This is a genomic window from Leucobacter sp. USHLN153 (assembly GCF_037145615.1).
Taxonomy (GTDB): Bacteria; Actinomycetota; Actinomycetes; order Actinomycetales; family Microbacteriaceae; genus Leucobacter.
This window is the reverse complement of the sequence record NZ_JBBCXE010000003.1, coordinates 233,574-251,312: the sequence shown is the minus strand read 5'-3', so window position 1 is coordinate 251,312 and position 17,739 is coordinate 233,574. Positions and strand designations below refer to the sequence as shown.

Annotated in this window: 16 protein-coding genes; 12 read left to right on the top strand and 4 right to left on the bottom strand. The window is 67.5% G+C overall.

The genetic code is table 11. From position 1 onward, the window contains the following. Position 1 precedes the first annotated feature (1 nt). Complete coding sequence (locus WFH00_RS06955; protein WP_336659988.1) at positions 2-880, top strand: class C sortase; 879 nt, start codon at positions 2-4, stop codon at positions 878-880. Positions 881-1,208: 328 nt separating this feature from the next. Here the strand turns inward: WFH00_RS06955 and WFH00_RS06950 are convergent, their stop codons facing one another. Further along, entirely contained in the window at positions 1,209-1,376 is a 168-nt protein-coding gene (locus WFH00_RS06950) for a hypothetical protein (RefSeq protein WP_336659986.1), read from the bottom strand. Beyond that, entirely contained in the window at positions 1,364-2,014 is a 651-nt protein-coding gene (locus tag WFH00_RS06945; protein ID WP_336659985.1) for a hypothetical protein, read from the bottom strand. The genes WFH00_RS06950 and WFH00_RS06945 overlap by 13 nt, the downstream gene beginning before the upstream one ends. A 22-nt stretch (positions 2,015-2,036) precedes the next feature. On the opposite strand from WFH00_RS06945, the gene WFH00_RS06940 reads away from it, so the two are divergent. From WFH00_RS06940 to WFH00_RS06900, 9 genes are all read left to right on the top strand, one after another. Then, positions 2,037-3,554: a hypothetical protein gene (locus tag WFH00_RS06940; RefSeq protein WP_336659984.1), complete on the top strand. Its 1,518-nt coding sequence runs from the start codon at positions 2,037-2,039 to the stop codon at positions 3,552-3,554. Positions 3,555-3,606: 52 nt separating this feature from the next. Then, complete coding sequence (locus WFH00_RS06935) at positions 3,607-4,683, top strand: DivIVA domain-containing protein (RefSeq protein WP_336659983.1); 1,077 nt, start codon at positions 3,607-3,609, stop codon at positions 4,681-4,683. 15 nt (positions 4,684-4,698) lie between these two features. Beyond that, a complete protein-coding gene (locus tag WFH00_RS06930) occupies positions 4,699-6,261 on the top strand; it encodes a variant leucine-rich repeat-containing protein (protein ID WP_336659982.1) in 1,563 nt (520 codons plus the stop codon). Positions 6,262-6,263: 2 nt separating this feature from the next. Next, positions 6,264-6,911, top strand: coding sequence for a variant leucine-rich repeat-containing protein (locus WFH00_RS06925; RefSeq protein WP_336659981.1), 648 nt, complete (start codon positions 6,264-6,266; stop codon positions 6,909-6,911). A 194-nt stretch (positions 6,912-7,105) separates the two neighbouring features. Then, the gene (gene rpmB, locus WFH00_RS06920; RefSeq protein ID WP_141887184.1) at positions 7,106-7,342 is read left to right on the top strand and encodes a 50S ribosomal protein L28; all 237 of its coding nucleotides are present in this window, start codon (positions 7,106-7,108) and stop codon (positions 7,340-7,342) included. After that, positions 7,342-7,509 (top strand): 50S ribosomal protein L33, encoded by a 168-nt coding sequence (gene rpmG, locus WFH00_RS06915; protein WP_017884003.1) that lies wholly within the window; start codon positions 7,342-7,344, stop codon positions 7,507-7,509. The genes rpmB and rpmG overlap by 1 nt, the downstream gene beginning before the upstream one ends. 2 nt (positions 7,510-7,511) lie before the next feature. Continuing rightward, positions 7,512-7,817 carry a 30S ribosomal protein S14 gene (gene rpsN / locus WFH00_RS06910; RefSeq protein ID WP_025134217.1) on the top strand — a complete coding sequence of 102 codons (306 nt, stop codon included), beginning with the start codon at positions 7,512-7,514 and terminating at the stop codon, positions 7,815-7,817. Positions 7,818-8,124: 307 nt separating this feature from the next. Beyond that, entirely contained in the window at positions 8,125-8,403 is a 279-nt protein-coding gene (locus tag WFH00_RS06905) for an HU family DNA-binding protein (RefSeq protein ID WP_053351518.1), read from the top strand. Between the two features lie 119 nt (positions 8,404-8,522). Next, entirely contained in the window at positions 8,523-10,523 is a 2,001-nt protein-coding gene (locus tag WFH00_RS06900; protein WP_336659979.1) for a cytochrome c oxidase assembly protein, read from the top strand. 136 nt (positions 10,524-10,659) lie between these two features. Here WFH00_RS06900 and dcd read toward each other — a convergent pair whose 3' ends face one another. Both dcd and WFH00_RS06890 read right to left on the bottom strand, forming a co-directional pair. Next, positions 10,660-11,265, bottom strand: a complete 606-nt coding sequence (gene dcd, locus WFH00_RS06895; protein ID WP_336659978.1) for a dCTP deaminase — start codon at positions 11,263-11,265, stop codon at positions 10,660-10,662. A gap of 232 nt (positions 11,266-11,497) precedes the next feature. Further along, complete coding sequence (locus WFH00_RS06890; protein WP_336659977.1) at positions 11,498-12,232, bottom strand: TetR/AcrR family transcriptional regulator; 735 nt, start codon at positions 12,230-12,232, stop codon at positions 11,498-11,500. A gap of 389 nt (positions 12,233-12,621) precedes the next feature. Here WFH00_RS06890 and WFH00_RS06885 point away from each other — a divergent pair, with 389 nt between their 5' ends. Beyond that, complete coding sequence (locus WFH00_RS06885; RefSeq protein ID WP_336659975.1) at positions 12,622-15,447, top strand: MMPL family transporter; 2,826 nt, start codon at positions 12,622-12,624, stop codon at positions 15,445-15,447. Next, complete coding sequence (locus WFH00_RS06880) at positions 15,444-17,666, top strand: YhgE/Pip domain-containing protein (protein WP_336659974.1); 2,223 nt, start codon at positions 15,444-15,446, stop codon at positions 17,664-17,666. The genes WFH00_RS06885 and WFH00_RS06880 overlap by 4 nt, the downstream gene beginning before the upstream one ends. Positions 17,667-17,739: the final 73 nt, after the last annotated feature.

The window sequence follows — 17,739 nt, the reverse complement described above, 5'->3', positions numbered from 1 at the left end:
GGTGATCCTGTCCATTCTCGCGCTCCTTGGCATCGCGGTGCTGAGCTACCCGCAAATCGCCGCGTGGTTCTCAATGGTGAATCAGGCTGCCGCGAGCGATTCCTATCGTCAGACCGTCGACTTGATGAAGAAAAAGGAACTCGACGCCGATATTGAGAGAGCACGGGAGTACAACGCCTCACTCTCCGGGGTCGCAGACGGCGACGCGTTCGCACGCGCGATACCCGGCGGAAGCGAGGAAGCTTATGCGAAATACCTCGATCAGCTGAATCAAGGTACGAAGGGCGTCATGGGCCGTATTCGTATTCCGGAGATCAAGGTGAAACTCCCGATCCGGCACGGCACGAGCGATGAGGTACTGCACGAAGGCGTCGGCCACCTGTACGGCTCCGAACTGCCCGTCGGCGGAGAAGGGACGCGATCCGTACTCACTGGACACTCCGGTCTCGCAGACGCGGTGCTCTTCACCGACCTGAACAAGTTGAAGAGTGGCGACCGCATCTTTATCGATATCTACGACCAGACATTCAGTTACCGCGTGACTTCCTTCGACGTCGTCGAACCGAGCGACACGTCGAAGATCAAGCCGACGCCGGGCAAAGACATGATCACGCTTGTGACGTGCACTCCCATCGGCATCAATAGTCACCGACTCCTGGTGCATGCGGAACGAGAGCTGCCGACGCCGGCGGGCGCTCATTCGGAGGCGCCGACCATTCCAGGCTTCCCGTGGTTCACGATCTATCTGCCAGCGGCACTCGGCCTTTCGGTCTGGTACGTCTGGGCCGGAGTGCGCCGAGTACGCAAACTGCGCGAGGAACATGCTGAATCTACTGACGCCGAGTCAGTTCCTGCGCAAGAAAATTTGGTCGGTGCGTAATTCGCGACACGCCGCGTTCAATGCCGAAACCTTCAACCTAAGGTTTCAACTAATCAGGTTCTCGCCCCGGCGTGAGAACCCGCTGCCGGGCGACCTCGCTCAGGGCCGCTCCGCGGGCCCGCAGCAAATGTCACACACTGTGCAACCCGCATGAAGCGGCGAGCGAAAGAGGGGGGAGGTCGCGATGGGCGATAGTAGCGCTGACAAGCACTGGCGCACCGCGTCCCAGGCACGCGCTCTTGCCGAGGGCCACTCGCGGGCCCGCATCGACGGCGAAGCTATGCGCGTGCTGCGCGAAAAGATCGTCGCTGAGGCGACCCTGCTCAAGTTACAAGAAGAACTGGTGCTCGCACAGCACGAGCTGCGCCGTACCGCGCAGAAGCGCCACATCATCGAGCAGTGCGTCATCGAAGAGCGGGCCGCGCGCGAGCGCACCCGCGCCACCGTCGAAGAGCTTCGCGCCAGCAAGACGGCACTCGAGTCTCAGGTTGCGCACCTCCGCGAAAATCGCGTCGAAATTACCAGACGCGCCGCGAGGCTCGAAACCGAGAAGACCCAGGCCGCCCAGGCTGCTGCCTCCGCGCCGGTTCCCGTCGCCCCGCCATCTTCGGTCGACACAGCGGCCCCAGTAGCGGTTCCTGCTCCCGCCGAAGCGACAGCGGCCCCTGCTACCCGTACGATGAAGCCGGCCGCGGCAGCAACGCCCACTCCGGCACCGGCAGCCCAGCCTGTCGCGGCACCCGCGGCAACGCCTGCGGCCGTCCCTTCCGCTCCCGCCGTTGCACCCGCCGCCGCGACGCACCAGTCGCCCGCCACCACCACCGGGGCTCCGACTATTGATTCCGGTCCGGCAGCTCCGCCGAGCCTCACGCCGGCGGCGTCAACCGGCCGCACAGCGGCCCCCAGCGTCGCGAGCCCGCCGACCGTCGCCCCCTCGGCGCCGCCCGCTGCAACGCCGGCAGTTGCGCCTGCCGCCGCGAGCGCCGCCCCTGAACCGACAGGTGCGACGGCTCCGCCGCCAGCGACGAGTCCGGGTGCAGCTCCGAGCTCGGCACCTACAGCCGGAATTCCGGCGGCGGCACCCGTAAGCCCAGCAACGGGAGCGCCCGCCGCAGCAACGCTGGGCGCGCTCAATGGCGCCTTTACGGCGCCCTCCGTGACCGCAACACCCGCGCAGGTCTCAGTGCCCGCGGCAGCGGCGGTGCCCCTGGGCGCGCCGACAATCGCGCCTGTGACAGGAGCCGCAGCCCTACCGACGGCTGCTGCGCCGCCGACCGCCGCCGCGTCAGCGGTCGAAGCCTCCCACGCACCCACACCAGCCCCGGCCGGTGACGCCGCACTCATCGCGGTCGGAGAGCGCGTTGCCGCGGGTGCCGCACCTCAGGTGGCGCTCACTCCCGACGAAGTAACTACCCTGACCGACGCGGCGACCTCCGAGCACATTGCACCAGTGACGCCGATCCGTCCGATGGAGCAGCAGGAGCCAGAAGGGGCGCTGGACCCCGATGGGCCCTCGAACGAGAGCACGGATCCCGCAACCTTAAGCCCCGGCGCGGAACAATCTGTTGCGGCACCCCAAACGGCACCAGCGCCGAGTGCGGCGCCCACCGCCGACGCAGTCCTGTGCCCTGGCACGGCTGACAGCCGTACCGCGGCCGATACGCCCGAAGCCACCGTGCCAGTCGTCGGCGCGCCCGAGGCCTCGGTGAAGCCGGCTGCCGTGACAGGTACGCAGCCGCCGGGGGTGTCCCATGTTCCTGCGGCTGTCGAGCAGGTCGAAGCCATCGCGGGGCCGACGTCCGACGGTGAAGCACCTGCCTCGGCAGAGAACAAAGCGCCTGCCGCAACAGCGGCGAGCGAGTCGGCAGAGCTGGAGGCGAAGCTTGCAGGTGCCTCCGGCAACTCATCGCCCATCTCGGAAACCAACGATGGGCCGACGCTTGCGGAGCTCAGCGGCAAGCTCGAGGCCGTACTGCAGGCGCTCACACCGAAGCTCGCGGCGGACGCTGAGGCCGCAGCCGCCTCCGTCGGCAAACTTCCCGACAAGATGTTCGACGAGGTCATTGCTGGCCCCGATGCGCCTTCTTCCGCTCCGTCCAGCACCGACGATGGCGCCACTCGCGAGGATGCCGGAGCGAAATCCGATTCAGCGGACCCGTCTGAGCGCAAACGCTGGGTGTTCGGCCCCTCTGCGGGAGCCGTGGTCGATGGCGTACCGACGCGCAAGCGGGCCGGTTTCCAGGCCCCCGAGAACGCCGAGAAGGCCGGTAAGAAGCAGCGCAAAAACGCCGAACGTGATGCGCGCAAATTCTTGAAAAAGGAAGCCCGCGAAGAGAAGCAGCGGTCGAAGGATCGCAAGAAGCAGATGCGGGCGGTGTCGAAGGCGAAGGGCGGAAAGAAGGCCGACCGCAAGCCCGCAGCGCAGGAATTGAAGGACCTCGACACCGGGGAAAAGCGCAAGTGGGGCTTCGTCGACTATGCGCTCGGGGCTCTCATGGTCTCACTGGTGATCGCAATTGCGGTCGTCTTCTTCTGGCCGGTGCTCAAGGATAATGCGCCCGACTGGTTGGTGCCCGGCGACACCGCGCCCAGCAATGTGTGGGTGACGCACCCCGTCAACGACCCATTGCCCGACTACATGGTTGGGGACGCAACCAAGGAGATTGCGACATGACCCGGCAAGACGTTCACGGCGCATCGACACGAAAGACACACGGGTAGAGGGAATGCACACTTACGCTATTTCTCCTGAGCGAAAAGGGTATGCCCGCAGCCAGGTTGACCGACTGTTACGAAGCCTGGATGCGAAGACAGAGGAGCTGCGCACCGAGCGCGACGCGCTCCTCGAGCGCGTCCGCTCCGTTGAGACCGAACTCGAGATCGCGAACAAGAACCTCAACAAGGCGCAATCGAGAAAGCCAAACTTCGCCAACCTCGGTTCCAAGTTCGAGGAAGTGTTGCGCACCGCCGAAGAGCAGGCCGAGCACATGGTTGAAGAAGCGAAACGCGACGCCGAGACGATCACGGTCGAAGCCGAGGCGACCGCGCAGCGGCTCCTGCAGAGCAGCGAAGAGCGCGCTGCGCAGCTGATCAGCGAGGCCGAACGACGCGCGAAAGACGCGACGCTGCAGGGCGAAACCGCCGCAGTCGAGCTCTCCGCGATCGCCAACGCGCGACTCGGAGAAGCGAGCGAAGCCGTCACGCAGGCGAAGCGAGAAGCCGCCGCGCTCCGCTCCGACGCTGAAAAAGAGATCATGCAGGCGCGACAAGAGGCACAGGCGCACATCGACCAGCAGCGCGAAGAAATCCATCGGCTCCGAGAAGAAACCGAACATCACGCAATCGAGGTCGAGCGCACGCTGCTCGCGCGGCAGGCCGAGGTAAAGGCCCAGTGCGACAGGCTCCTCGCCGAGGCGACCGAACGGTCCGCGGCGGTGCTCGATCAGGCGAACCAGAAGGCGGCCGAAATCAACGAGCGGGCCTACACCGTCGGGCAGGAAAGCGACGCTCTCCATGAGAGCCTCCGCCTCGAGGTGCAGGAGCGGCAGGATGAATCACGTCGGCGCGCGGCCGAACTCATCGACCATGCTCGGAACCACGCCAACAACCTGGTCAACCAGGTCGAGATGTTCGCCGACAAGGTGCACGCACGTGCGCAGTCGCGACTCGAAACATTGCAAGACGAATCTGAGTTCATCCGCACGTTCATCGAAGAACAACGCGTCTCCCGTAAGACCGAGACCGTCATCGCGCAGATCGAAGAGCACCTGCGCCAGGCAAACGCTGCACAGACCAACGGATAGGTGAAGAGAACCGACATGAAACTGCAGATAAGCGACCAAACCGCTGAGATCCTCGTCGCCGATCCGAGCACTTCCGCACGCATTCTCGCGGAGATCGCCGCACAGCAGACCGGGCTCCGCGACCGTATCCGCCAGCACCCGAACGTGTACCCCGACCTCCTCGAATGGATGGATGAGGTGGAGCGGCGCGAAGCGAGCGGAGAGCTCGAAGAAGGCGAAGAGCTCAATATCCCCGATTTCCTCGGCAAGCACGACGAGGGGGCGCCCTCCGCCGCTCTCACCCGTCCGCGGCGGCCGCACTCCGCGGACACAGAGGGTGAAGGCCAGCGGTCGGAAAGCGAGAGCAGCGACAGAGCCGTCGATTCGGGTGACGAGACCGGCGGTAGCGACGCCGTAGCTCCGACGGTTTCCGCACCTGAGCCTGAGGAGACCGAGCAGGACGATGAGCCGGAGAGAGTGAACACCGCCGAAACCTCAGCTCAGGGCGACACCGCGCCGGAGAGCACGGAGGTGACCGAAGCGTCTCCCGCAGCGAGTGAGGTCACTCAGACCCCGCTCGAGAAGTTCCGCGCGCGATTCGCAACGACGTTCAACGATTCGAACCCGCCTCGATCGACGATCGGCCGAGAGATCGAACTGCGCGATAGCCCCGAGACGCGCCTGCGGGAAATGCGCTCGCAGATCGATGTCGAGGTGAAGGCGCGCCTCGAAGCTGAAGCACGGGTGCAGCTCGCATACGAGGCCCGCGATCGCTCGCAGGAGGAGACTCTCGCTGAAACTCGTGCCCGCGCCTCCGCCGAGGCGCAGTGCAAGCTCGAGAGCGAAGCCCGCGAGCTCGCGGAGGCGAAGGCGAAGTCCGAGGGCGAGGCGCGCCGCGCCATCGAATCTCAGCTCGCCGACGAGCAGAACCAACTCGAGCAGTTGAAGGAAGCCTACGCAGCAGAGCAGTCGGAGCACCAGACCGCCGAGAGTCAGCTCGAAGCGGCGGCCGGCGAACTGCACGCTCTCGAGCTGGAACATGCGGCGATGGAGGAGCGACTCGCGGTCGTCTCCCAGCTCGCGTTCGAATCCGAGGCGCTCCTCGCAGCCGAGGCCGACACGCGCTCCGAGGCCGAGTCGCGCGCACGCAACGAATCGCTGATGCGCACCGAGATGGAGGCGCAGCTCGCGGTCGAGCGCGGCGCGCGCAAGACCGCTGAGTCGCAGGTGCAGGAGCTGAACGAGGAGCTGCTGACCGTGCAGAACGACCTCGAGGTGCTGCGCGCCGAACTCGAACGGGAGGTCGAGGAGCGCTCCGCGGTCACCATCGCGACCGAGGCGCAGCTCGAACTCCGTATCTCGGAGCTCGAGAACGCACTGAAGGAGGAGAAGGGCCGCACCCGTCACCTCGAGCAGTCGATCTTCAACGAGTCGCAGGCACGCATGGAGCTCGAGACGCGGCTCGAGGCCGAAACCGAGAACCGCGTCGCGATTGCCGAAAACGAGCGCAAGGAGCGCATGCTGCGCATCGAGCTCGAGGAGCGCCTCGCGCTCATGAGCACGCCGACGATCTCGGCAGAGACGTTGTCGGTGGAGTAACCATGTCAGCCAAGATGACGCAGGAGGCCGCGCTCGGCCTCCTGAAACTCCCCAGCACCCCGTCACCGCAACTCGCGGAGATCGCCGCGCGGTTCGTGAACCTCCGCGAACATGTCGTGAAGCACCCCAACGCGTCGTCAGTGCTCAAAGAATGGATCGAGCGGCAGGACGCCCATTACGGTGCGGCCCGCGACAGCATTCGACTGCCCCAACCGAAATCACCGAAGGGGGGCGACGGCGCTGGGCCGCACTCCTCGGCCGGTGCGGGAGGCGCAGGGAGCTCCGCCCTCGACTGGGAGCGACGCCTCGCCGACAAAGAGGCGGAGCGGCTCCAGCTCGCGCGCATTGAAGCAGAAGAAGACCTTAAGACCGTCGTGCACGAGAAGCGCGCAGTCGAATCCGAGATCGACATCATTCGCCAGAGCCTGCACCGCGTCAACGAGTCGCTCTCCGCTGAACAGGTGCGCCTGCGCGAAGCCGAGCGGCAGGTCGGCGAGGAAGCGGCGGCACGGGCCGAGTTCGACGACGTCGTGAAGATCCTGCGCACGAATCTGGTTGACCTCGAGTACGTGCTCGAACAAGAGACACTTGCGCACGCCCAGGCCGAGAACCGACTCGCCCGCCTGAAACTTGAGGTGCAGCAGGTGTAGTGATCCGCCGCCGCGCTCAGCGTTTGCGCTCACGCCGTGCGTAGCGTACGCTTGATGTTTGGCTGTGCGCCGTCCCAGTGCACAGACCGCGTGAGCTGTTCGCCCCGAGATCGGAAGTTCGATCGGAGGCCGGCTCGTGCAGACAAGAAATCTTGGGTGAGGCCGTCCGGTCTCACGGTATGAGAGGAAACATCATGGCAGCAGTGTGCCAGGTGACTGGAGCCGTTCCCGGCTTCGGACACAACATTTCGCACTCGCACCGTCGCACCAAGCGTCGGTTCGATCCGAACATCCAGAAGAAGACCTACTTCGTGCCCTCACTCGGCCGCAAGGTGACGCTCACCCTGTCGGCTAAGGGCATCAAGGTCATCGATGCCCGCGGCATCGAGGCAGTGGTTGCTGATCTGCAGAAGCGTGGGGTGAAGTTCTAATGGCGAAGGACAAGGACGTACGTCCGATCATCAAGCTCCGCTCAACGGCAGGCACCGGGTTCACCTACGTGACGAAGAAGAACCGCCGCAACACCCCTGATCGCCTCGTGCTCAAGAAGTACGACCCGGTCATCCGCAAGCACGTCGAGTTCCGAGAGGAGCGTTAATCATGGCGAAGAAGAGCATGATTGCGAAGAACAAGCAGCGCCAGGCGATCGTTGCCCGCTACGCGGAGAAGCGCCTCGAGCTGAAGAAGGCCCTCGTGGACCCGAACGGGACCGACGAGAGCCGCGAGGCTGCACGCGTGGGTCTGCAGAAGCTGCCCCGCAACGCATCGCCGGTGCGCGTGCGCAGCCGCGACGTCATCGACGGCCGCCCCCGTGGCGTCCTCACGAAGTACGGTGTCTCCCGTGTGCGCTTCCGCGACATGGCCCACCGTGGCGAGCTCCCCGGCATCACGAAGTCGAGCTGGTAACAGCGCGATTATCGGCGCAGTCGAGCTGGTAACAGCGCGATGGCTGATGCTGGTTAGCTCTTGAGCTGACCTACTCGCGAAATTTGGGCGTGGATCCTCCGGGATCCGCGCCCAATTTGCGTTCAGAGCGAAATCCGAGGCTGCAGGGGGCTCTCCCTGGGGAATTTCCGAGTGAAGTTCCGCATCATTCCGCCAAATTGGGGTAGATTCGTACCGATCACTCGATCGGACCCCTCACCCGGGGGGAATCCAGTACCAAGATCTAGAGGCGAGGCCGCTCCGGCTAGGCGCCTTGGAAGGAAACAACATGGCACTCAACAAGACCGAGCTCGTCGCCAAGATCGCTGCCGAGACCGGCCAGAGCCAGGCCGCCGTCTCCAGCGTGATCGACGGACTGTTCTCCGCTGTTTCCGAGACGGTTGCTTCGGGCGACAAGGTTTCGATCCCCGGCTGGATCTCCTTCGAGACCGCGACCACCGCTGCTCGCACCGGCCGTAACCCCCGCACCGGCGAGACCATCGACATCCCCGCTGGCAAGCGCGTGAAGGTCTCGGTTGGCTCGAAGCTCAAGGCTGCGGTCAAGTAACTCAGTTTTCTTCGAACCCCTCGATCGCCTGGCGATCGGGGGGTTTCGTTGTTTGTGGCGAAGGACGGCAGCGCCCGGCGCGCACCGGGCTCCCAACGGGCAGCGCGTAGGCTAGTCGGGTGCCCCGAAACCTCCGCGTACTCGCCCCTGCCGCGCTGCTCGCGGCGACGCTCATGGCGCTCTGGGCGGGCCTCGCGATCGGCGGGGCAGCCGCAGAGCGTACGTTGGCCGACCCGGGCGCGATCGTGCGCTACGGTGTTCCGATCAGCCGCACGATCGTGAACGTCGCGATGGCGGGCCTCATCGGCTCCGTTGTGATGGCCGTGTGGGCGTTCGCGAGCGAGCGCGCCGAGACACGTCTGGCGATGGACCTTGCTGCGGGATCCGCCGCCGTGCTCACCGTCGGCAGTGCCGCCGCGACCCTCTTCACCTACATGGACGTCTCGGGACAGGCGTTCTCGACCGACGACACGTTCGGCGCGGGGCTCGCCCAGTTCCTCACCGAGATCGAACTCGGCCAGTACTGGCTGCTCGAGCTGCTGCTCGCCGCGGTGACCGCGGTGCTCGCCTTCGCGGTGCGCGGCCGCAAGCTCATGCTGCTCGTGCTGGTCGCCGCGCTCTCGACAACGCTCCCGCTCGCCCAGCAGGGCCACGCCGCCGGCGCATCCGGGCACGCTGCCGCCGTCAATGCGCTGCTCGTGCATATCGTGGGCGCCGCGGTGTGGCTCGGCGGGCTGCTCACGCTCGCATTCGTCGCCCGATCCGTCGACCACCGGCGCCTCGCGACGCTCACCGAGCGCTACTCGAGCCTCGCGCTGCTCGCGTTCATCGGCGTCGCCGCGTCGGGTGTGGTGAGCGCCGTGCTGCGGCTCGGCAGCTGGGACGCGCTCTTCAGCACCGGCTACGGTGAGCTCGTGCTGCTGAAGACGGGGGCGCTCGTGGTGCTCGGCGCGTTCGGCGCGCTGCAGCGCACGCGCCTGATCCCGCGTATCGCCGAGTCCGCGAAGGGGCTACGGCCGTTCGTCTGGTTCGTCGTGAGTGAGCTGGCGGTCCTCGGAATCGCGAGCGGCGTCGCCGGGGCCCTGGGCCGCACCGCGACGCCCGTCGCGCTCGAGCCAGTGAGGGATCAGCCCGGCGGAATCAGCCCGGCGGAATGGCTTACCGGCGATCCGCTGCCCCCCGAGCTGACCCCGCTGCGGTACCTCACCGAGTGGCGCTTCGACCTGCTGTGGGTGCTCGTGTGCGTGTTCGGCATCGGAATGTACTTGCTCGCCGTGATCCGCCTCGCGCGCCGGGGCGACCGCTGGTCCGCGGGCCGCACGACCGCCTGGGTCTTCGGCATTCTGATGCTCGGTTACACGACGAACGGCGCGCTCAACGCGTACGAGCAGTACCTCTTCAGCGTGCACATGCTCGGGCACATGATGCTGACGATGCTGATCCCGCTCTTCCTCGTGCTCGGCGCCCCGCTGACGCTCGCGCTGCGGGCGACCCGCAAACGCTCGGACGGTTCGTGGGGCGCGCGCGAGTGGATCCTCTGGGCCGTGCAGACCCCGTTCTCGAAGGTCGTCACGCACCCGGCCTTCGCGGCCGTCATGTTCTCGGGATCGCTGTGGGTGTTCTACTTCACGCCCGTCGCCCGTTGGGCCGCGGAGGAGCACATCGGGCACCAGTGGATGATCATCCACTTCTTGATCTCGGGCTACCTCTTCAACCTGTCGATGATCGGCGTCGACCCGGTGCCGTACCGCTTCCCGTACCCGCTGCGCATCGTGACGTTGTTCGCGACAATGGCGTCGCACGCGTTCTTCGGCGTGACACTCATGACCGGGGACGGGCTGCTGCTCGCCGACTGGTACGGCGCGATGGGGCGCACGTGGGGGGCGCCTCCGCTCGAGGATCAGTCGACGGGCGGCGGCATCGCGTGGGGCATCGGCGAGCTGCCGACGCTCGCGCTCGCGCTGGTCGTGGCGTTGCAGTGGTCGCGCAGCGATGAGCGAGAGCAGAAGCGCAAAGACCGGGCGGCGGATCGCAGCGGCGATGCCGAGCTGGAAGCTTACAATGCGATGCTGGCCGAGCAGGCCGGGCGCGACGCTCGAGTGGGGTCGCGCCGGCGGTAGGGTGCGCGCTGCTGGCCTTGCTGGTGGCCTTCACCTTCAGCACACTTTCTGGTGTGAGCACACCAGTGCTGCTGAGCTCGGTGCTGCTGAGGGCGGGAAGTGTGTGGGCGGCGGTGCCGATCCGCCCCCCGACCCTCTATTCGCCGGCCGCGCCCGCCTCGGTCGCCGTGACATCGGCGCGGTGGAAGTTCAGGTGCGAGCGCGAGGCGGTGGGTCCGCGTTGGCCGAGGTAGCGCGAGAAGGTCGCGCCCGATCCGTAGGGCCGTTCTGCGGGCGACGACAGCTTGAAGAAGCACAGCTGGCCGATCTTCATGCCGGGCCAGAGGCGGATCGGAAGCGTCGCCACATTCGACAGCTCGAGCGTCACGTGGCCCGTGAATCCGGGGTCGATGAAGCCCGCGGTCGAGTGGGTGAGGAGACCCAGGCGGCCGAGCGAGCTCTTGCCCTCGAGGCGGGCGGCGATGTCGTCGGGGAGGGAGACCTGCTCGAACGTCGAGCCGAGCACGAACTCGCCCGGGTGCAGGATGAAGCCTTCGGCCGGGTCGACCTCGATGAGGCGGGTGAGCTCGGGCTGCTCCTCGGCCGGGTCGATGACTGCGTACTTGTGGTTGTCGAAGAGGCGGAAGTAGCGGTCGAGGCGCACGTCGACGCTCGACGGCTGCACCATCGACGGCTCGCTCGGGGTGAGCCCGATGCGTCCGGACTCGAGTTCGGCGTTGATGTCGCGATCGGAGAGCAGCACGTGTTCGATTCTAGGGGAGCGTGTGCCACCTGGGCGTTCTCTCCTTGTGATCGGCCGGTCAGTCACGTACCTAGCGGTCAGCCCCTATTCCTGGGCCGGTCAGTTGTTGTGGTTATGCGGGGGCTTGCCCACCACTACTGGCCGACCGCGGCGGATCGGCGCAGCGTTCTTACCTTCACGCACCGATTCAGCGTCCCGCGATCACTTTCCGCGGGAACTGTATTTCTGAAGCTCAGTCGGTGCCGCTGGGTATTGTGAGCGCGAGCAGCAGCTCGCCGATGCGGTGCGGGAGCGCATCGACCGCACCGCCCTCACCCGTTCCGCCCGCATCGAGCGCCGCTCCGCGGATCGCCCGCTCGCACATCCCGGCGATGAGCTCGGTGGCACGGTCCACGGGCAGCGTGAAGCGGCGCCCCGCCGCAGTCACCGCCGACTCGATGAGCGCCGCGTAGTTCGACATCGAGCGCTCGACCAACCAAACGTACCCCGGCGCGATTTCGGGATCGCGCATCGCGAGCAGCGTGAACTCGGTCTCGAGCATCGCCCAGCCGCGGTCGCTCTCCTTCGGCGCGATGAACCGCGTGATGTACTGCGCCGCTTGCTCCGGAGCGATGCGCCCCTGCAACTCCTGGAGCGCAGGTCGCAGTTCGGCGATCAACTCCTCAGTTTCCCGGGCGCGACGGTCGAACTCGCGCTCGAGCACCGCGAGAAACAGCTCCTCCTTGGTTGAGAAGTTCGAGTAGAACGCTCCGCGGGAGAAGCCGGCCCGAGCGCACACGTGTTCGACGCTCGCCGCCTGCACGCCCTCCTCCGCGAACACCTCGGTCGCTGCGTCGAGCAGTCGCGTGCGGGTTTCGAGTCGGCGCGCAGTCGGAGCCTCGGGCGCTGCATTCGCAGAGGCTTCGGGCCGCGCTTCGGCAGTCGCTTCGGCAGTCGCCTCCGTTTCCTCGCTCTGAATCAGCTTCATGTCGCAATCTCCCTACTCTCGCGGCGGCGGATCCCTCCGCATCACCGCGCACACCCCCTGTGGACTCACCCTGCTCGGGCCGCTAGCCGCCACCCACGTGCATCCCGCGCCTCGGGAGTCGTGCTCCCGAAGCTCAGTGGGCACTCCGTGGTCCGCCCCGCTCGACAAACAAGAACTGTCCACAACCTACCGCGGTCCCGACTTCTCCACAGTTTCCGTCTGCCCAGCACTCTCCGATACATCAGTGTATTCGCGACGATACACTGATGTATCTACGCCCGATACGTTCGTGTATCGAGCCCGAAACTCTGCACCGTACATGTTGCGCTCGGCGGCCAGCCCGGGCGGAGCCTCTGCGAGCCGCGCGACCATTCCATTGAAAGGGCCAGATGTCCACTCTGCTGCACGCCATCGGACTCTGGGCGACGCGCGCCAAGTGGCTCGTGCTCGCCACGTGGATCGCGATCCTCGCGGTACTGGGCATCGGCGCCGGTCTCTTCTCGCAGGGCGCGGATGGGCCCATCTCGATCCCGGGCACGGAGTCCCAGGAGGCCATCGACTCACTCGCACGCACCTTCCCCGAGGTGAGCGGAACGAGCGCAACGATCATCGTGGTTGCCCCCGAGGGTGAGAGCCTCGACCAGGAGCCCTATAGGGGTGCCATCATCGACGCCGCGAGCGATCTGGAGCAGCTCGACGACGTGAACGCGGTCTCGTTCCCGTTCGCAGCGGAAGCGCCCAGCGGCATGAGCGACGACGAGCAGGCGGCCCTGCTTACGATCCAGATCGCGGGCGGGCAGAGCGACGTGTCCGAGGCGACGACTCAGGGCGTCGAGCGTGTGACAGAGCAGCTGCGGGATCAGCTCCCCTCGGGCAGCGAGGTCTCGTACGGCGGTGATGTGTTCTCTACCTCGATCCCGGGGTTCACCGCCACCGAGGCGCTCGGCGTTGTCATTGCGTTCGTCGTGCTGCTGTTCACGCTCGGGTCCCTCGTCGCCGCTGGAATGCCGCTCATCATCGCGATCATCGGCGTCGGCATCACGATCGCGGGCCTGTTCGTGACGACCGCGTTCGCCGAGATGACGTCTACGACCCCGATGCTCGCCCTGATGCTCGGCCTCGCCGTCGGCATCGACTACACCCTCTTCATCGTGAGCCGGCACCAGGAGCAGTTGCGTTCGGGACTCGGCGTCACCGAGTCGATCGCGCGAGCAACGGCGACGAGTGGCTCCGCGGTGGTCTTCGCCGGGCTCACCGTCATCATTGCGCTGGTCGGCCTGTCGGTCGCGGGTGTTCCGTTCCTTACGGCGCTGGGCGTCGCAGCAGCGGCTGGCGTCGCGGTCGCGGTGCTCATCGGTGTGACGCTCACACCCGCGATCCTCGCGATGGTGGGGATGCGGATCCTGCCCAAGAAGCAGCGCGCGGCGCTCGCCGAGGGTGTTGGGGGTGCAGAGGGGCTGGCGGATCCGCCCCGCGCTTCTCACGGCCCGAGCCGCGCCGATCGATTCTTCTCGGGATGGGTGCGCGGCGTGACCGCGAAGCCGGTCGCGACCATCCTCGCGGTGCTGGTCGTGCTGGGCGTCGCGGCGATTCCGATGACGCAGCTGCGCCTCGCGCTTCCGGGCGCGGAGACGCTCGAGGAGACGGACCCCGCGCGCGTGACCTATGAGCTGACCGGCGAGCACTTCGGCGAGGGTGCGAACGGGCCGCTGATTCTCACGGGGTCGATCATCACGAGCGAGGACCCGCTGGGGCTCATGGAGGATCTCGCGGACGAGGTGCGCGCGCTCCCCGGCGTGCACGACGTGCCGCTTGCGACCCCGAACCAGAACGCCGACACGGGCATCATCCAGGTCGTCCCCGAGGAGGGGCCGCAGGCGGAGAGCACGTCCGAGCTCGTCGCGGAGCTGCGCGCGCACCACGATGAGTGGCTCGATCGGTACGGCGTCAGCCTCGCGGTGACTGGCTTTACGGCCGTGGGTATCGACGTGTCGAACCTGCTGGGGGAGGCGCTGCTGCCGTTCGGCGTGCTGGTCGTGGGCCTCTCGCTTATCCTTCTCGCGATGGTGTTCCGCTCCGTGTGGGTGCCGATCAAGGCGACGCTCGGGTACCTGCTCTCCGTGGGCGCCGCCTTCGGCGCGGTAGTCGCTGTGTTCCAGTGGGGCTGGCTCGCCGACGCGCTCAACGTTCCCTCGACCGGGCCCGTGCTGAGCTTCATGCCGATCATCTTGATGGGCGTGCTCTTCGGGCTCGCGATGGACTACGAGGTGTTCCTCGTCTCGCGCATTCGCGAGGAGTACGTGCACGGTGCCGATGCGCAGACCGCGATCCGCCGGGGCTTCGTCGGCAGCGCGAAGGTCGTGACCGCTGCCGCGCTCATCATGTTCGCGGTTTTCGCGGCGTTCGTTCCCGAAGGCGACCCGAGTATTAAGGTCATCGCGCTCGGTCTCGCCGTGGGAGTGTTCGTCGATGCCTTCATCGTGCGCATGACCCTGGTTCCCGCAGTGCTGGCCCTGCTTGGTAACCGCGCCTGGCGGATGCCTCGGTGGCTCGACCGCGTGCTGCCGTCGTTCGATGTCGAGGGCGAGGGGCTCGCTCGCGAGATCTCGCACGCCGAGTGGCCGGCCGACATGCCGCACGCGCGCATCGCCGTCGACGACGCGGAACTGCCTGGTGGCCTCGTCGTGCCGGCGACCCGGGTCGCACCGGGCGAGGCCCTGGTGCTCGACCCGCGCGACTCTGCGCAGTCGGCCTCCATCGCACCGCTCGCCGCTGCGCTGACCGGCCGCGGACCGCTCCTCGCGGGCACGGCGAAGGTCGCGGGTCTTCTGTTGCCCGAGCGCGCGGCGACTGTGCGTGCGCGAACCGCGTGGGCGACCCCCGAGTCGCTGCGCGAGGCCCTCCAGGATCGCCCAGCCGTGCTCGTGCTCGACCTCCGGGAGGCGGGTGCGGCCGGTGCGTCTGGGGTTCCTCTCGCGGTGCTGGAAGACATGCGCTCGGCGCTCGTCGCGCAGCAGTCTTCGGCCGCGCGCGGGGTCGTACCTGAGTTGACCGTGATCGTGCTCGGAGAGGCTGCGCTTGCGCAGCGGATCCTGCCTGACAGCACGGTGCTGGTGCGACCGAGCGGCACTCTCCTGCGTGCGGACGCGCTCGGCGCCGACGCAACCGCGCGTCTGAACATTCCGAATGACCTGGCAGAAGGAGCCGTACGATGACCGCCGCGCTCACGCGACAGAAGACGCAGCGCACCCCGCACTGGAGCACGATTCTCGGCATCCTGCTCGTGCCGCTCACGGTCGCCGGTGTGCTCCTCTGGGGGCTGTGGAACCCCACCGAGCGTCTGCACAACGTGACGGCGGCCGTGGTCAACCTCGATGAGGCGGTCGAACTCGATGGGCAGACCGTGCCGCTCGGTCGCGTGCTCGCGGGTGAGCTGATCGGCGACCCTGCGGGCGCGGACGGCGGTGAGTCCGGTGCTTCGGGTTCCGGCGAACGCCAGAACTTCACTTGGGTGCTCACCGACGCCGACGACGCGCAGGCGGGAATCGATGATGGTCGGTACGCGACCGTCGTGACGATCCCCAAGACCTTCTCCGCAGATGCGACCTCGCTGTCGGGGGACGCGTCGGAGGCCCGGCAGGCTCGCATCGACGTCACCGAGAGCGACCGGGGCCGACTCGTCGACACCGCCCTGTCGAGCATCGTGACGCAAACAGCGACGCGCGTAATGAACGAGCAGCTGGGTGAGCAATTCGTCGACGGCGTGTACGTCGGATTCAACGAACTCGGCGACGGGGTCGGTGAGGCCGCCGACGGTGCGGCCCAGCTCGCGCGCGGCGGTGGCCAGCTCGCTGAGGGCGCATCGCAGCTCGCGGATGGTACGCAGCAGCTCGCTGATGGCACAGGCGAACTCGCGAGCGGTGCGACTCAACTCGCCGACGGCACCGGAGCGCTCGCGGGCGGTGCGACCCAGCTGGCCGACGGCGCCGGGGGGCTCGCGGGCGGCGCCTCGCAGCTGTCAGAGGGCGCAGCTTCGCTTTCGGAGGGCGTCGCCGCCTATGTCGGGGGAGCGTCGCAGCTGTCGGACTCGTACGCTCAGCTCTCCTCGGGGGCGCAGGGCGCTGTGACCCAGCTGCAGTCGCTCGTCACCGCACTCACGGGTTTGCAGGTCGCAGTGGCGGAGCCGCAGCAGCAGCTCCAGCAGGGTTTGACCGACGCGGGCGCTGCCACCGAGGGGCTCGGCGCCGATATCGCAACGCTCTACGCGGAGTGCGCCGCGTCGGGGGCTGACCCCGCGTTCTGCGATCAAATGGCGGCGACGCTCCAGAACCGCGCCGGTGAGATCGGCACGGGTGTCGGGCTCGCGGGGTCGGGTGCGTCGGGGCTCGGCGACGCGATGGCCGGCTTGCAGGGCGTCGCCGGTGACGGCGGCACGGGTGGCGATCCCATCGCTCAGCTCGACCAGCTGAACAGCGGTCTCGCCGAGTTCGGGGCGGGACTCAGTGGCTTCGCCGAGCAGGGAGCCCAGCTCGCCCAGGGGGCGTCGGACCTCGCGTCGGGCGCTGCCGGCGTCTCGGACGGTGCCGCCCAGCTCGCGGGCGGCGCGAACGAACTCGCTTCGGGCACCACCCAGCTCTCGACGGGCGCATCCGAGCTCGCATCCGGAACGACGCAGCTCGCCGAGCAGACCCCGCAGCTCGCGGAAGGCGCGACGCAGCTCGCCGAGGGCACAGAGCAGTCTGCTTCCGGTGCGCAGGACCTCGCAGCGGGCCTGAACAGCGCCGCGCAGTCGGTGCCGCAGACCAGCGACGACGAGCGCGCACAGCTCGCCCGAACCGCCGCGACCCCCGTCCTGGCAGAAGGCGGGAGCGACGAACTCTTCAACGCGTCCGGCGTCCCGCTCTTCACCGGTGTTGCGCTCTGGGCCGGTGCGCTCGCCGCGTTCCTGACCCTCGCACCGCTGTGGCGGCGTACGCGCGAGGCGGCACGAGGCGTCGGGTTCATCACGGTCCGCAGCGCGCTTCCGGCTGCGGCACTCGGCGCCGCCCAGGGCGCGATCGCTGGCGCGGTGTTGCCCATCGCGCTCGGGTACGACTTCGGTCAGGGCGCGCAGTTCTTCGGCTTCGCTCTGCTCGCAGGGGTCGCTTTCGCGCTCGTCGTGCAGGGGCTCTCCGCGCTGCTTCGTGGTTTTGGCAAGTTCATCGCGTTCGCGCTGCTCGTCGTCGCGTTTGCGGTCGGGATCGTCTCGACGGTGCCCGGAGCGCTCGCCGCAGTCGGCGACTTCAGCCCGCTCGGCGCCGCGAGCGCCGGGTTCCAGGCGATCGCGACCGGTGCGACATCGGCCGGCGGCGCCGCGATCTCGCTCGTGCTCTGGGCGCTTGCGGGCCTCGCGCTCACGCTCTTCGCCGTGACCCGCGCCCGCCGCACCCGCTGACCGGCCCCGCGCCTGCCCGGCGCCTGCCGCCGCCCCAAACCCCTGCGATCGGGGTAACTTTCGACGCGTGTCG